The 15,721-nt window shown below is 65.1% G+C and carries 13 protein-coding genes; 9 read left to right on the plus strand and 4 right to left on the minus strand.

Annotated elements, in window-relative coordinates; genetic code table 11:
- Positions 1–100 precede the first annotated feature (100 nt).
- From C8J44_RS00325 to C8J44_RS00340, 4 genes are all read left to right on the plus strand, one after another.
- Positions 101–2,428 (plus strand): TIM-barrel domain-containing protein, encoded by a 2,328-nt coding sequence (locus C8J44_RS00325; protein WP_404969181.1) that lies wholly within the window; start codon positions 101–103, stop codon positions 2,426–2,428.
- Positions 2,425–3,237 (plus strand): SGNH/GDSL hydrolase family protein, encoded by an 813-nt coding sequence (locus C8J44_RS00330; RefSeq protein ID WP_121902916.1) that lies wholly within the window; start codon positions 2,425–2,427, stop codon positions 3,235–3,237. The genes C8J44_RS00325 and C8J44_RS00330 overlap by 4 nt, the downstream gene beginning before the upstream one ends.
- Positions 3,238–3,239: 2 nt before the next feature.
- A complete protein-coding gene (locus tag C8J44_RS00335; RefSeq protein WP_121902917.1) occupies positions 3,240–4,877 on the plus strand; it encodes an alpha-L-fucosidase in 1,638 nt (545 codons plus the stop codon).
- 63 nt (positions 4,878–4,940) lie between these two features.
- Positions 4,941–6,524, plus strand: coding sequence for a GH39 family glycosyl hydrolase (locus tag C8J44_RS00340; protein WP_121902918.1), 1,584 nt, complete (start codon positions 4,941–4,943; stop codon positions 6,522–6,524).
- 172 nt (positions 6,525–6,696) lie between these two features.
- Here the strand turns inward: C8J44_RS00340 and C8J44_RS00345 are convergent, their stop codons facing one another.
- The 3 genes from C8J44_RS00345 to C8J44_RS00355 all read right to left on the minus strand — a co-directional run bounded on the left by C8J44_RS00345 (position 6,697) and on the right by C8J44_RS00355 (position 9,463).
- Positions 6,697–7,893, minus strand: a complete 1,197-nt coding sequence (locus tag C8J44_RS00345; RefSeq protein WP_121903731.1) for a diguanylate cyclase — start codon at positions 7,891–7,893, stop codon at positions 6,697–6,699.
- 164 nt (positions 7,894–8,057) lie between these two features.
- Positions 8,058–8,561, minus strand: a complete 504-nt coding sequence (locus C8J44_RS00350) for a peptide-methionine (S)-S-oxide reductase (protein WP_121902919.1) — start codon at positions 8,559–8,561, stop codon at positions 8,058–8,060.
- Between the two features lie 65 nt (positions 8,562–8,626).
- A complete protein-coding gene (locus C8J44_RS00355; RefSeq protein ID WP_121902920.1) occupies positions 8,627–9,463 on the minus strand; it encodes a helix-turn-helix transcriptional regulator in 837 nt (278 codons plus the stop codon).
- A 96-nt stretch (positions 9,464–9,559) separates the two neighbouring features.
- Here C8J44_RS00355 and C8J44_RS00360 point away from each other — a divergent pair, with 96 nt between their 5' ends.
- The 5 genes from C8J44_RS00360 (at position 9,560) to C8J44_RS00380 (ending at position 13,918) form a co-directional block, all read left to right on the plus strand.
- A complete protein-coding gene (locus C8J44_RS00360; RefSeq protein WP_121902921.1) occupies positions 9,560–10,462 on the plus strand; it encodes an SDR family oxidoreductase in 903 nt (300 codons plus the stop codon).
- Positions 10,463–10,833: 371 nt separating this feature from the next.
- Complete coding sequence (locus tag C8J44_RS00365) at positions 10,834–11,664, plus strand: 23S rRNA (adenine(2030)-N(6))-methyltransferase RlmJ (RefSeq protein ID WP_121902922.1); 831 nt, start codon at positions 10,834–10,836, stop codon at positions 11,662–11,664.
- Between the two features lie 142 nt (positions 11,665–11,806).
- Complete coding sequence (locus tag C8J44_RS00370; protein WP_147453100.1) at positions 11,807–12,937, plus strand: hypothetical protein; 1,131 nt, start codon at positions 11,807–11,809, stop codon at positions 12,935–12,937.
- Between the two features lie 266 nt (positions 12,938–13,203).
- Entirely contained in the window at positions 13,204–13,578 is a 375-nt protein-coding gene (locus tag C8J44_RS00375; RefSeq protein WP_259466623.1) for a hypothetical protein, read from the plus strand.
- Positions 13,579–13,732: 154 nt separating this feature from the next.
- Positions 13,733–13,918 carry a hypothetical protein gene (locus tag C8J44_RS00380; RefSeq protein ID WP_121902925.1) on the plus strand — a complete coding sequence of 62 codons (186 nt, stop codon included), beginning with the start codon at positions 13,733–13,735 and terminating at the stop codon, positions 13,916–13,918.
- A gap of 253 nt (positions 13,919–14,171) precedes the next feature.
- On the opposite strand, the gene C8J44_RS00385 is transcribed toward C8J44_RS00380, so the two are convergent.
- Positions 14,172–15,713 (minus strand): MFS transporter, encoded by a 1,542-nt coding sequence (locus tag C8J44_RS00385; protein WP_121902926.1) that lies wholly within the window; start codon positions 15,711–15,713, stop codon positions 14,172–14,174.
- Positions 15,714–15,721: the final 8 nt, after the last annotated feature.

Below are 15,721 nucleotides of genomic sequence, written 5' to 3' on the forward strand. Positions count from 1 at the left end.
GATACCAGTCGGCGGGTCTACCGCCGAAGGAGAGGACGAGCATATGCGACCGATATCTTCCGTGCCAACGAGTACGTTTCGTTCACGCCGCGTCGGCGGCCTGCTCTCGTTGGGGGCGCTGCTGGTCTCGACCGCGGCCTGGGCCGATCCGATCGCGACGGTCGAGCGCAACGGCAGTTTCGTCGCGGTCGAGGCGTATGCGCCGAACATCGTCCGCGTGACGATCTCGACCGATCGCGGTGAGGCCACCGCAGCACCGGGGCCGGGACCGAACGCCAAGCCCGACGCGGCAGGCTGGGCACGGCGTAGCGACGCCGGCGCCGATGTCTTCACCTCGTCCGCGCTGGCGCTGACCGTCGAGGCGCAGCCCTGGCCCAAGGCGCCGAGCCAGATGGAACGCTATTTCGCGCCGTCGCTGCCGCCTGTCGCGGTAACCGTCCGGGGCGCCGATGGCACATTGCTGACCCGCATGACGGGCTGGGAGATGGCGCCGCACACGGTCAACGACGAGAAGACGTTCCGCGTCGGTGCGCAGTTCGCGGCGCCCACCGACGAGCATTATTACGGGCTCGGCCAGAACCAGGAGGGCGTGCTCGACCTGCGCGGCCGGACGATCGATTGCCGGCACAATTACGATGCGCCCGCGGGCGAGACGGTCTGCGTGCCGTTCATGGTGACCAACAAGGGCTACGGTATCGTCTGGGACAATCCGTCGCAGACCACCGTGTCGCCCGGCCTCCACGGCTCGACGCACTGGCAGTCGAACGTCGGCGAGCGCGTGTCGTTCTTCGTGATCTCGGGCAAGACCACCGACGAGCTCTACGCCGGCTATGCGCGGCTCACCGGCGCCACGCCGCTGCCGCCCAAGGCGGCATTCGGGCTGTTGCAGAGCAAGGCGCGCTACGAAACGCAGGCCGAGCTGTTGGGGGTCGCCGAGGGCTATCGCCGCCGTGGCCTGCCGCTCGACGCGATGGTGCTCGACTGGTTCCACTGGACCCGGATGGGCCAGATGGACATCGATCACACCTATTTCCCCGACCCCAAGGGCATGAACGCCAAGCTGAAGGCGATGGGGATGCACTCGATCATCAGCGTGTGGCCGCGCTACGAGCCCGAATCGCGCTATTTCGACATGCTGTCGAACAAGGGCTGGCTGCTCCACGAGAAGGACGGCAGCGTCGTCAACGGCCTGCCGATCCGCTCGGACCGGACCGGCGGGCTGATCGACACGACCAACCCCGACGCGCGTGCCTGGTATTGGGACCGGATCCGCGACAACATCATCTCGCAGGGGTTCGACTGGATCTGGCTCGACGAGACCGAGCCCGACCTCGTCCCCGACGGCCATTATTTCTCGATCGGGTCGGGCGATCGCTATCACAACGTCTTCCCGCTGCTGCACACCACCAGCGTCGCGGAAGGATCGGCGCGCGATCGCCCGACGATGCGCAACCTGATCCTCGCGCGCGCCGCCTATCTGGGCGCGCAGCGCAACGGCGCGTTGTTCTGGTCGTCGGATATCCAGGCGACCTGGGAGGCGCTCAAGCGGCAGGTGCCGACCGGCCTCGATTTCACCGCGACCGGCATCCCCTATTGGGGCAGCGATATCGGCGGTTGGCAATGGCCGAACGGGCCCAAGGCCGAACGCCCCGTGCTGGTCGATCCGGCCGGCGCGACCGCGATGGCGCCGGGCTATACCGACTATCCCGAGCTGTTCGTGCGCTGGTTCGGGTACAGCGTGTTCACCCCGACGCTGCGCATCCACGGCCAGCGTCCCGGCACCGCGCTGTGGGAATACGGCACCGCGGCCGAACCGCTGCTCGCCGATTTTCTGCGGCTTCGCTATACGCTGATGCCGTATATCTATGCGCTCGGCCGCAAGACCTACGAGAGCAACGCGCCGATGATGCGTGCGCTGTTCATGGATTTCCCGAACGATCCCAAGGTCGCGAATATGGGCGACGAATACATGTTCGGGTCGGCCTTCCTGGTGGCGCCGGTCACCGATCAGGGCGTGACGCACCGCTCGGTCTATCTGCCCGCGGGCGCGGACTGGTATGATTACTGGACCAACGCGCGGCACAGTGGCGGGCAGACGATCGACGTCGCCGCGCCGATCTCGCGGGTTCCGCTGTTCGTGCGGGCGGGCTCGATCATCCCGATGGGCGTCCAGGTGCCGAGCACCGCCACCGCGCAGAAGCTGTCCGAGATCCGCGTGTATCCGGGCGCGGACGGCAATTTTACGCTGTACGACGATGACGGCGTGACCAACGCCTATCGGGACGGCAAGGGCGCCGGCAAGACGGGTGGAAAAGGTGTGAAATCCGCGCTGCACTGGGACGACCGCGCCGGGCGGCTGACCCCATCGGGTCCGCTGCCGACCGGGCAGGCTGTGGCCGGGCTGGTCAAGATCGTCGGCCGACCATGATCGGCGCGCGCGGTCTTCGCACGCTCGCGCTGTCGCTTGCGGCGGTGTCGAGCCCCGCGTTCGCGCAGGTCGACCTGCCCGGCGATCCGTACGCCCGCGACCCGGTCGGGATCGTCGCCGATCCGTGTCCGTCGCATCCCAAGCCTAGCGATGGTGCCGGGTGGCAGGCGTGGAAGCTCCACATGCTGACGCGCGATTTCGGGCAGCTGTGTCGGTACCAGGCGCAGAACCGCGAGGTCCTGGCGTCGGGCAAACCGGTGCGCGTGGTGTTCATGGGGGACTCGATCACCGACAATTGGATCGGCGCGGATTGCGACCTGTTCACCGACGGGCTCGTCGATCGCGGGATCGGCGGGCAGACCACCGCGCAGATGCTGGTCCGCTTCCGACAGGACGTGATCGCGCTCAAGCCGCGTGCGGTCCACATCATGGCCGCGACCAACGACATCGCCGGCAACACCGGCGCGGCGACGATGGCGACCGTGCAGGGCAATATCGAAACCATGGCCGAACTCGCGCGCGCGCACGGGATCAAGGTGATCCTCGCGTCGGTGCCCCCCGCGGCGGCGTTTCCGTGGAGCCCCGACAAACGTCCGGTGCCGCAGGTCCGCGCGCTGAACGCGTGGCTGCACGCCTATGCGCGCCGCAACGGCTTCGTCTTCGTCGACTATTATGCCGCGCTGGCGACCAAGGACGGCGCGATGAAGCCGGGGCTCGCGAGCGACGGCGTCCATCCGACGCCTGCGGGCTATGCGGTGATGCGTCCGCTGGCGCTCGCCGCGGTCCGTACCTCGATCGGCGAGCGATGAGCATGGCGCTCGACCGACGCGGCGTGCTGGCGGGGCTCGCCGCGATCGGTCCAGCGACGCACGCGCTGGCGCAAAGCCCGATGGGCCTCGCGCGCGGGCCGGTGAAGCCGAGCTGGGAGTCGTTGGTCGATCACTATCGCTACCCCGACTGGTTTCGCGACGCGAAGCTCGGGCTGTGGTCGCATTGGGGGCCGCAGTCGGTGCCCGAGCAGGGCGACTGGTACGGCCGGTTCCTCTACATGCAGGGCCATCCGGCCTACGAGCATCACCTCAAGACCTATGGTCATCCGACGAAGACGGGCATGCTGGACATCCTCGACCGCTGGACCGCGGCGCGCTGGGATCCGGACGCGCTGATCGACCGGTACAAGCGCGCCGGCGCGAAGTATTTCGTGTCGCTCGCCTGCCATCACGATAATCTCGATTGCTACGACAGCCGGTATCACGCCTGGAACGTGCTGCGGGTCGGGCCGAAGCGCGACATCGTCGGCAGCTGGGCGGGCGCGGCCCGGCGCGCCGGACTGAAGTTCGGCGTCTCCAACCATGCCGCGCACAGCTGGCACTGGTATCAGACCGCGTATGGCTTCGACCCCGTTGGTCCTCTGAAGGGGCAGCGCTACGATGCGTTCACGCGCCGCGCGAGCGACGGGAGCGGGACATGGTGGGACGGGCTCGATCCACAGCAGCTGTACACCGGCGCGCATGCTGTGCTCCCCGCCGGGATCGACACGATCGCAGCGATGAACGCGTGGCACGATGCGCATGACGGGCAATGGGTCGAGACCGGGCCGCCGGGGCATCCGGGCTACGCTGCGAAGTGGCTGTTGCGTCAGGCAGATCTTGTCGAGAAATACCGGCCGGACTTCTGTTATTTCGACGATTACGGCCTGCCGTTCGGTCCGATCGGGCTGCAGGCGGCGGCGGATTATTACAACCGCTCGATCGCCTGGCACGGCAAGATCGACGTGGTCCTGACGGGCAAGATGCTCAAGCCGAACGAGCGGTTCGGTATCGTCCAGGACGTCGAACGCGGCTTCACCGATCATTTGTGGGACGAGCCGTGGCAGACCGATACCTGCATCGGCGACTGGTTCTACAACGTCGCGCGGCTCAACGACAAAAGCTACAAGACCGCCGAACAGGTCATCCAGCGGCTCGCCGACGTGGTGTCGAAGAACGGCAATCTGCTGCTCTCGATTCCGCAACCTGGCGACGGCTCGATCGACGGCGAGGAGGAGCGTATCCTCGACGGCATGGCGGCGTGGATGGCGATCAACGACGCGGCGATCTTCGGCTCGCGGCCGTGGCGGAGTTATGGCGAAGGACCGGCCAAGGTTCAGGAAGGGATGCAGAACGAGGGCAGTGAGGGCCAGTTCACGTCGCGCGACATCCGCTTCACGACGAACAAGGGCGTGCTCTACGCGCTCGTCCTCGGCAAACCCGAAGGCTCCGTGTCGATCGGCGCACTCGGCAGCGGTCGGTTGAAGGGCGCGGCGATCGAGCGCGTGACGTTGCTCGGCGCCGGTACGTGCGCGCACCGCCAGGATCGCGCCGGGCTTCATGTCGACCTGGCGCGCGGTCGCAGCCCGTTCGTGCCGGTCCTGCGGATCGACGGTCACGGGCTTACCGGACTGGCTTAGTTGAGCAACTGATTGCGCTACCACTACGGTACCTAGAAGACAGAAGACGGCGGGGAGTTGGATATGCGGTGGGCACTCATGGCGGCGGTCGCGGTCGTTGCATCGCCGTCGGGCGTCTCGGCCGAACCCGCCGAGCTTAAGCGGACCGTCAGCATCGATGTCGCCACGGCGGCGGCACGGGTCGACCGCGCGTTCGATCTGTCGGTCGGGTCCGACTTTCCCGGCACGCTGATCCGCCGCGACAGCCAGGCGCAGCTCAAGACCGCGGTCGACGAACTCGGCTTCCGCTATGTCCGCTTCCACGACATCTTCCACGATGTGCTCGGCACGGTGCGGAAGGCCGATGGCAGGATCGTCTACGACTGGACCAGGATCGACCAATTGTACGACGCGCTGCTCGCCAAGCATATCCGGCCGTTCGTCGAGCTCGGCTTCACGCCCAGCGCGATGCGGACGTCGGAGCAGACGATCTTCTACTGGAAGGGGAACACGTCGCATCCCGACCCGAAACTGTGGCGCGACCTGATCGACGCGTATGTCCGCCACGTTCGTCAGCGCTACGGCAATGAAGAGGTGCGGCGGTGGTATTTCGAGGTCTGGAACGAACCCAACCTTGCCGGCTTCTGGGAGAAGGCGGACCAGCAGGCGTATTTCGACCTCTATGCCAACACCGCGCGGACGATCAAGGCGATCGATCCCGCGCTGCGCGTCGGCGGGCCGTCGACCGCGGGCGCCGCCTGGGTGCCCGAGCTCCTGAAGTTCACCAAGCTCAACAACGTGCCGATCGATTTCGTCACGACGCACACCTACGGTGTCGATGGCGGCTTTCTCGACGAGGACGGCAAGCAGGATACCAAGCTTTCGCCGTCGCCCGACGGGGTCATCGGCGACGTGCGCAACGTCCGCGCGCAGATCGATGCCTCGGCCTATCCCGGTCTGCCGCTGTTCTTCACCGAGTGGAGCACGAGCTACACGCCGCGCGACTTCGTCCACGACAGCTATATCAGCGCACCGTACATCCTCACCAAGCTGAAGCAGTCGCAAGGGCTGGCGCAGGGCATGAGCTACTGGACCTACACCGACTTGTTCGAGGAGCCCGGACCGCCGCCGACGCCGTTTCACGGCGGCTTCGGACTGACGAACCGAGAGGGCATCCGCAAACCCGCGTGGTTCGCGTATAAATACCTGCATGCGTTGCAGGGCCGGACGATCCCGGTGACCGACGACTATGTCATGGCCGCCGCCGATGGCCGGCGGATCGCCGCGCTGGTCTGGGACTGGCAGCAACCGGTCCAGTCGGTCAGCAATAAGCCGTTCTACACGCGTCTGGTCCCGGCTACCGCGGGCAAGCCGATTGCCTTCCGCTTCGCGCATGTTCCGGCCGGCACCTATCGGCTGGTGGTGCGCAAGACCGGCTATCGGCGCAACGATCCGCTCTCGCTGTACATCGACATGGGGATGCCGAAGGCGCTCGACGCCGCGCAACTCGGTCGTCTCCAACAGGCGACCGCGGATTTGCCCGAACAGGACAAGGTGGTGAAGATCGGCGCGCGCGGCAGCGCCTTTGTCGCAATACCGATGCGCAGCAACGACGTCGCGCTGGTGACGCTGGAGCCGGTCTTGCGTGATGCGCGGGCTCGACGATGACCGGTCAATACCGGACCTGAAAAAGTGCCTGTGATTTTTTCCGATGCACGCTCGTAAAAAGCATGTTGGCGGGCGCCAGGGTGTCGCGTGCCAAGGCGGGACCTTGCCCGACCCCGACCACTTTCGAGGTTTCCTAGCACCGCTTAGCGGTGGTCTGTCGCAGGTGGCCGTTTCAGCAGGCTGCTGATCTACTGGATTGGACGTCTAAGCCTTGATCGGCGGCGAGGCATAGGCTTGGCGACGTGACGGAAGCGAGCACAGCGCAGGAGCGTCCCTTTAGCTTTGCATCGTACAGGGCCCTGTCCGCCTCAAGCAGCAGGGTCGAGAAGTCCGGCTGAGCATCCGATTTTATCGCGATGCCTACGCTCGCACCGACCGTCACCGCGGTTTCGTTCAACAAGAATGACGTGCTGGACAGCGTGTCGATGAGACGCTGTCCGGTTTGACGAGCGGTGGCAGCGTCCGTCTCGTCGGCCAGAATGACGAATTCGTCGCCTCCCATCCGGGCGACGACGTCCGTTGCAGGGGTCACCTGTCTCATCAGGTCGCTGACTTCGACGAGAAGTTGATCGCCCGCCGCGTGGCCGAGCCTGTCGTTGATCGCTTTGAAGCCGTCGAGGTCGATGTAGAAGAGCGTGGCGCCCGTAGTCGTGCCTGCGCGGCGAGCAACGACTTCCTCGAGACCCGCACGGTTCAACAAGCCTGTCAGGGTGTCATGCCGCGCGCGACGCCCGTTCTCGCGCTCGGACCGCATGGTCTGGACCAGCATGGCGTTCAGACGATAGGCGGCATGCGTCATGGCGTAGATGTACATCGGAATCTGGAATGCCGTCGCGAGCATGATCAGTTCGCCGGATATGACCCCGGCGATCGCGCACGGCCCGAGGCTGAGAAGGATCATGGTCGTCACGAGCCGAGGGGCCGCAAAGTTCCGAAATGCCACGCCGCCCGTCATCGCCGCCGCGGAGAGGACGACGAGCGTTGCGGCGAGCCAGTCACCGCTCAGCACGGTAATGAAGCACCCATAGCCTACCGAGGCAGCCCAACATACCGCAGCCAATATGTATAGGTCGATATGCGCGGGGCCTCCACTCTTCGCGGCGCGGGCTCCTTTGATAAGCAGCGGCAGGCGCAGCGCCGCCAAGCCGACCTCCAGCGCTGCCCAGAGCAGGAACGCGGGTTTGGGAAGACGGGTAGCCACGATCGAGGAGACTAGAATGGTGTTGAACACCCCGCCCAGAAAGATCGGGAGTGATCCATACAACCCCTGAACGAGTGAAGGGCGGATTTCAGCCGGAACTTCACCAGCACACTCGACCAGCCAGCGCGTGACAGCCCAACGCGGCAGCACGCCATCACCATGCGGCATCAACATTACTCCCTGGGGCTTCCCCCAGGAGCGCATCGCATGGATGCCGTTTTGGGGTTAAATTTCAGTCAATTCGACAGGTTAATCGGACCGCTGGACACCCTGTATCGGTGGAACGGCTGAGGTGAAGGGACGGCCGAACCGGGCGAGCGGCACGTCGCCGCTTATGCCTGGTGCCCCGCGGCATCGGGGAGGGCAACATCGGCGAAATGGTGCCGGATATAGTCCAGCTTGGGATCGATGTAGCGGCGACAGAACGGCCTGTCTGGATCAGTCCGATAGTAGTTTTGGTAGCGTGCTTCAGAGGGTCTGAAACCGACGAGCGGAAGAACCAGCGTCCGGGGACCTTTGCCCGACTCCGATGCAAACCGTGCGATCGTCCGTGCGGCTATCTCGCGCTGCTGCGTATCTACGACGTAGATTGCACTTCGATACCTCCCGCCAGGGGAGTAGGTCCCGTTCGCCGAATGGGTCCTGAGATGGACTTCGGCGAGCGTCGCCAGGCTTATGGCCGTGGGATCGAAGCTCACGAGCACGCCCTCCGCCCATGTGTCCCAAGGGGCCTCGGATTGGATAAATCCCTGATCCACCTGATAAACGCCTTTGAGCGCCTGAAACACGCCCTCGGTGCACCAATGGCACCCGCCACCAAAGCCGATCTTTTCCATTGCCAACCTTCCGCATCCGTCAGCGTCGGCGTTTTCGTGAACCGCGCCGGCGTCGTCAATTCCAGTCAGTCGTCGGCACCGCTCAGCAGGACGCGCAGCCGCTCGGCATCATCTGGTGAGGCGGGGTTGTAGATGATCATGCCAAGTTCGGGGCGTCCTTCGACGGCGAACGACGAGAACTCCATCGCGAGCAGCCCCGCATCGGGATGATGGATGCGCTTCAGCCCGTCGCCATGGGCGACCACGTCGTTGTCCTCCCACATCGCCGCGAACTCCGGGCTGAGCCGGGACAGTTCGGCGACCAGCTTCGTGACCTCGACGCTGGTGCTGGCGCCCGCGCGTGCGACATCGGCGCGAAACGCACCCACCACGAAGCGGGCGATGCTGTCGAAATCGGCATTGCGGGCACGGACATGGTCGCTGCCGAACATCAGCCGCAGGATGTTGCGCCCCTCCCGCGGCAGCTTGGCATAGTCGGTCAGCAGCACCGCGGCCGCTCGGTTCCAGCCCACCACGTCCCACATCGCCGTCTTGATGATCGCCGGGCTCAGCACCATCCCGTCGAGCACGCGCTGGAGCCGCGGGGTGATCCCCTCGACAGGCTGGTAGCGTGCCTCCGGCGGACGGCCGAGGCCGAGCATGTAGATGTGCTCGCGCTCCGGTTCGGTAAGCATCAGCCCCCTCGCGATGCGATCGAGGACGTCGGCCGATGGCGCACCGCCGCGGCCCTGCTCGAGCCAAGTGTACCAGGTCGGGCTGATGTTCGCGCGGCTCGCCACCTCCTCGCGGCGCAAACCCGGCGTGCGGCGCCGTCCGCCCGCAAACCCGAACGCCGCAGGGTCGAGCCGGGTACGGCGATCCCGCAGATAGGTCCCGAGCGGATTGGACACGTCGCTGGCCATGATCGATCCTGTTGAAGCTTATACCACGATAAGATCACTACTTTAACACGTAGACGAGGGGTTGAATATGGTCGCCAGGCAACAAGGAGATTTCCCATGCGTGTTTTTGTGACCGGTGCGACCGGCTTTATCGGCTCCCACGTCATCCCCGAACTGCTCGGCCGCGGCCACCACGTGCTCGGGCTCACGCGGTCCGACGCCGGTGCCCAGCAGCTCGAGCGGGCTGGCGTCGAAGTTCATCGTGGCGACCTGGAACGGCCGGAGACGCTCGCCAGTGGCGTGGCTGCGGCCGACGCGGTCATCCACTGCGCGTTCGACCACAATTTCGAAGCCTTCCTCGCGAACACGGCGAAGGACGAACGCAACATCAGGGCGATGGGCGATGCGTTGGCGGGGACCGACAAGCCGATCCTGATCACTTCGGGGATCGGCATCGGCACGCCGCGGAACGGCGGTCCTGCGACCGAGGACGTCCTCAACCCGCTCCACGCCAATCCGCGCATCGTCACCGAGCTCGCCGCCGCAGCGCTGATCGCCCGGCGCATCGACGTACGCACCATCCGGCTGCCGCAGGTGCACGACACCACCAAGGCCGGGTTGATCACGCCGCTGATCGCGGAGGCGCGCCGTGCCGGAGCGATGGCGTATCTAGGTGAGGGCACCACGCGTTGGGCTGCCGCGCACGTCAGCGACGTCGCCAAGCTCTACGTTCTGGCGCTCGAACGCGGCGAGCCAGGCGCGAGATACCACGCTTCGGCAGAAGAGGGCGTCGATGCGCGCACCATCGCCGAGGCGATCGGCAAAGGTACCGGACTGCCAGTCCGCTCGGTCGGAAACGACGAGATCGAGCACTACTTCGGCTGGATGGCGCCCTTTGCCGCACTCGACATGGTCGCATCGAGCACTTGGACGCAGGCGCGGCTGGGGTGGAAGCCCACCGGTCCCGATCTGCTCAGCGATCTTGCCGCGATGGACTATTCCGTCCCTGTAGCCGCGTGATCGGCTGCCGTTGCATGCCGACTGATGGCAACATCAGCCGGCGTGCAACGGACCTGCCTGCCTCCAACGCAAGTCGAATCGTCTTCGGAGTTCGGCGCGGTATCCGATGTCGCGATTGATCAGCGCCAAAACGAGTTGGGGCAGGGGAGGAGGGGCGTGATTGTCTGCTGCTGGGTCGGCGCCTCTGCCGGGGCCTCGCCTCTCCGCTAGGTGTCGACCGCCAATGCGGGCTTGAAGCCTCGCTCAGAAGTGCGTTGAAGGTTTCCGCCCGACTTTATACTGGCATCGGATCAGGTACTTCGGTCGCCTCGCGCTCGGCAACCGCGCCCAGCGGCACGCATCAAGGTAGATCGTCAGGATTTTGAGTTGCAATGAATTATCGCCATTCCTTCCATGCTGGCAACAGTGCCGACGTCGTGAAGCACAGCTTGCTGATCGCCCTCGTGCGGGGCTTGCAGCAAAAACAGGGCGCTTTGACCCTGATCGACACCCATGCCGGCTGCGGGCTGTACGACCTTGGCGGCGAGGATGCCCAGCGCACCGGCGAGTCCACGCAGGGCGTGCTGCGGACCTTTGCCGACCCGAACGCCTTGCTCAACGACTACCGCGCCGTCGTGCAGGCGGTGAATGTCGGGGCCGAGCCGCACTTCTACCCCGGCTCGCCGCGGGTTCTGGCGCAGCTTCTGCGCCCGCAGGACTTCCTCATCCTGAACGAAAAACATCCCGATGACGCCTATACCCTGCGCGGCGTGATGCGCGGTACATCCGCTGCCGTGCATGAGCGCGACGCCTACGAGCTTTGGCTGGCGATGCTGCCGACCCGAACCCCGCGCGGCGTGGTGGTGGTCGATCCGCCGTACGAGCAGCTCGATGAGCGCGACCGTATCACGGCCACGCTCGCCGCCGCTCACCGCAAATGGGCGCATGGCGTGACGGTGATCTGGTATCCGCTGAAAGACCGCGCCACGCATTCGCGGTGGAAGGCGCAATTACGCAAGCTCGGCATCCCGAAATTGCTGGTGGTGGAACATTGGTTGTACGATGACGATCAGCCCGGCATCTATAATGGCGCGGGCCTTTTCATCGTCAATCCACCTTACGCTTTCATGCAGGCGCTGCCGGCTCTGCTGGACGCGCTGCGCGCCGTGCTGGCGCCGGAGGGGCACAGGGGCGAGATCACAGCCGCGTGGTTGGAGGATTGACGTAAAACCCGCGTAGCCCCGTGCGACGGCTACGCATCGCCTCGCTACTTCGTGGAGATTGCCGTGCCGCGAAAACCGATCGCCCGTTCAACGGATCGTAAGGATGAAGGCTTAGCGCCCTCCAGAGGTACAGGAGACGATCATGCCCCTCATGCTTCGCGCATCCCGATTGACGGCCATCACGGTCCTTTATGCGACAGCCGCGGCGGCCGACGCTCCCGAGCCGAGCCCTTCCGTCTATCTCCAGGCATTCAACGAGACCTGCCGCGGCAGCTTTCCCGACCTCAATGCCATTGCGAAAGTGGCCGTCGCGCGCGGGTGGATCGAGCGCGCGGTCCCCTCGGTAGCGATGATCGGCAACAGGCCGATGATGCTCCCCCATGTGTTCAGCAAGGGTGGTATGATGCTGGTCCTCACCCACGACACCTCCGGTGCTTTCACCGCGGTGTGCCAAGTTACGGGCGCCGCGGGCACTCGCCTTACCGGCCGTGACATCGCGGCCGCAGTTGGGCCGGGGTTGAACGCTGGCGCTGCAGACCCTGGACCGGGCGACTACAAGAAGGATGATTTCACCGTCTGGAACCTGGGCAAAGGCATCACCGTGCAGGCGGGCGTCAGCGTCTATAGGGGTAAGGCGCGGAGCATCTCGCTTGCGATCCGGCAGGCGGCTTCCACCGACGTCGGGCCGATCGATGCTCCCCCCGCCAAATCGTCGAACGATATTTCCATGGTGGCCATCGGGCTCCCCTTTGCACCGGAGGTGCCCACACCCGTCGGATCGTCGCACCCTCTGTTCCACGACGTCACGATCGGCGAGATTCAGGGCCTTCCCGCCACCGTAAAGAGTTCGGCACTAAACTTCATAGCGGCGGCCAAGCGTTCCAGCATCAATGCAGCGCTGAGCGAAACCTTCCGGCAGATGAATCTCCTCGCACCAGCGCCTGCAGCCGGGCGTAAGCGGCTCGTGGTGTCATGGCTGGGCGACAAGACGCCGTTCCACATCGGCAGCGGCAACACGACGAGCGTGACGCTCCACTACCGCCTGGAGCGGGTCGACAACGGGCAGACTTTGTTTGATCGAGAGATCACCACGTCTGCCCACGGCGGCGGCGTGGACGCGTCGATGCGCGACAACGGGATCGTGCGGGCCGCGATCGCGGCGAACTTCGCATCTGCGGCAAATTGCCTGGATCACGCAGCGTTCGGCACGGCGCCCTCGGACTGCGCGCTTACCCCACAATACAGCGTTTCGGTCGTGCGCACCGGGCGGTAGTGCGGCGGGATACCGGACTGTCGCTTGACTATGCAGTCCGATCGGCTGGCAACGACCTAAAAGACCTCAAATGTGTCCGTTGCCTCGATCGACGATACTGTCCGATGGCTGCAGGGAAGACGAGTTCTACGCGGCTGTTAAAGGCTAGGAAGGTCTTAGGGGCTAAACCGCGCTTCAACGTGGCATAAGGCTACGCATCCGGAGCAGGCAATTTGGCGACATCCCTCTCGATCCGGTTGTTCGCGGTCTTGTTCGCGATCAGTCTGATGTTTTCGGCGGCACTGGCGTACTACGCCACACGCACGATGAGCTTCGCCTTTTCGATCGCACCCGAGGCGATGACGACGTTGGTCATGCGGATCCAGGCGATCCGGGCAGTGGGCCTGGGGCTGGCCTTGTTCCTGATGTTACTGGTGGTCTTGTCGGCGTCGCGCGCTGCTCGCAGTGCGCTGGCTCTGCGTTGGCTTCTCGGCGTCGTGACGAGCTTTGCGTTTCTGCGCGGATCAGGGCTGATCCAACCGCTGGCGCAGCATGATACTGCGATCATCGCAACCTCGGCTTTGCAGCTCGCGATGGAAGCGTTGGCGATCCTGTTGCTTTACGGGGAGGATGCGACCGATTGGTTCGAAACTCGCCGCTGACGGTGTTGCAGCAGCGTTGTTCAGAGTATTGGCGGTGCAATCCGCTACTGCGGGACCGCCCAATTGCAGACATCCTCTGGCCGTGAGACAAGGCTAAATCGTCTCTGATCGGTTCCTCGCTGCCCGGCTTCGGGGCGTTAACCGCGTCTTCCTGATGTTCGTCGGCCTCGCCCTGCTCATGTGGATTGCAACCCATTGCGATCAGGCATTAAATCTCGGATGGGGTTGGGAAAAGGAAGGCCTTTGGGACTTGCCGCTCATGGTGCTGTTTGCTGCATTCGCGCGCTTCTGCTCGCTCGCGATCATCAAGCTTACCGGTAGCCTTTTCAACGGCAGCTAACCTCCCCAATCACGACATTCGCGAGCGGATAGCCGGGGCTCAAAAATCGGTCTTATCGCAAAGCTGAACCAGCGTCCGGAGTTGGGAAGCGAGGGAAGGGGCGTGAGCGTCCGATTGTGGTATCCGTGGCTGACCTTATTCGTTTTAGGTTTGGAAGTCCGAAGAGGCTTATTACAAATATGCCGGCTTGGCCCGAAGATGGTCAGACGCCGTCACTTGCTTCACGCGACGATTTGCAGATCCAGATCGCCGGCTAGATGACGTCGACGTCTCGTCCTTTGGTTTCGCGGCCCAGCCACGCCACGAGTACGAGAGAAGCGGCCGTCGGTACCAGAACTAGACCCGCTACGGTCGCCAGCGGCGGGACCGCGCCTGCGATCGCGAGCCCTTGTGCGCCCAGGCCACCGGCTTTGGAACAGGCCGCGACCCATCCCGTGGCGCGCCCACGAACGCGCGCCGGGAAGCTCTCGGCAACATAGGGCAGCAAGATGGCGATGATCGCGTTGACGCCTACGATCAGCGCGGCGACCGGCAGGACGGGGCTGACGGCGCCGGATTGCCGCTCGACCCATAATACACCGACGAGTCCCAAGGCGAGCATCGCGATGGCTGCGACGAGCGCACCCTTGCTGCTCCAGCGGCTGTAGAGCAGCGCCGCGACGAAGATCGTGGGGACCGCGATCAGCGACGCCTTGGCGAGCAGTCCGCTGGCCACGCCGACGCTATAACCGCGAGCGACGAGGTCGGCGGGCAGCCAGAGCAACAGGCCGAAATTTGCGCAGCCCCAGGCCAGCGCGGCGATGCTGAAGGCGACGAGCGCCCCGGCGTTGCGCAAGGTCGGCCGTGCCGCAACGTCCGCCCCATCATTTGACAGCGCGCCCTGCCTCGTCACGCGCCCGCCGCCGAAACGCGCGAGCACCATCTCGGCCTCGCGCATCCGCCCCTGGACGACCAGGAACCGTGGCGATTCCGGTATAAGCCGACCAAGAAGGATCAACAGCAGTCCGGTCGGCAGATTGGCGAGCCACAGGATCCGCCAGCCGAAGATGGGTTGGAGGAGCGCCGACAGGCCGCTGGCCGCGAAATAGCCTCCCGCTGCGCCCAGGCCGCCGATGAGCACGAGGCTCCAGCCGCGGTGTCGGTTCGGCATCATCTCCGCGAGCAGCGCATAGGTGACCGGCAGCATCCCGCCGGCGGCCGCGCCCATCATGAAACACATCGCGATGTTCCAGGCGAGGCTCGGCATCGCGCCGCAGATCGACGTGCCGACGAACATCACCGCCGAGAGCAGGATCGACGCCTTGCGCCCGTATATGTCCGCAACGAAGCCCCACAGGATCGATCCCGCGACCGTCCCCGAGAGCGCCGCGAACGGCACCAGCGACGCGGTGGCACGCGACACGCCATATTCGCTCGTCATGCCCGACAGGGTGAAGCCGAGCGCGGCGGGTTTCATGACGTCGATCACCAGCGCCACGATCAGTGCGCCCATCATGACCCAGTGCGACGCGCGCAACGGTGCATCCTGCAGCCCGGTGACGGTCATATGCGTCAACTGCCGCCGCAACCGCATCGCATCGCCCGGCAGCAACCCATAGGCGGCGAGGCCGGTCCCGCCGACGATCAGCGCCATGCCGACCAGCATGCCGACGTCCATCGGCATGCCGGCCATCCGGTAGCCCATGCCGCGGGCCATTAGAAACATCGGCAGATGCAGGGCGACCCCGATCGTCACCGCGATACAGCCGAGCACGAAGGCCCACAGACCCCGCCTACCGGTCACCATCGTCTGCATTTCCCCCT

This window comes from Sphingomonas sp. PP-CE-3A-406 (assembly GCF_003688625.1).
Classification (GTDB): domain Bacteria; phylum Pseudomonadota; class Alphaproteobacteria; order Sphingomonadales; family Sphingomonadaceae; genus Sphingomonas.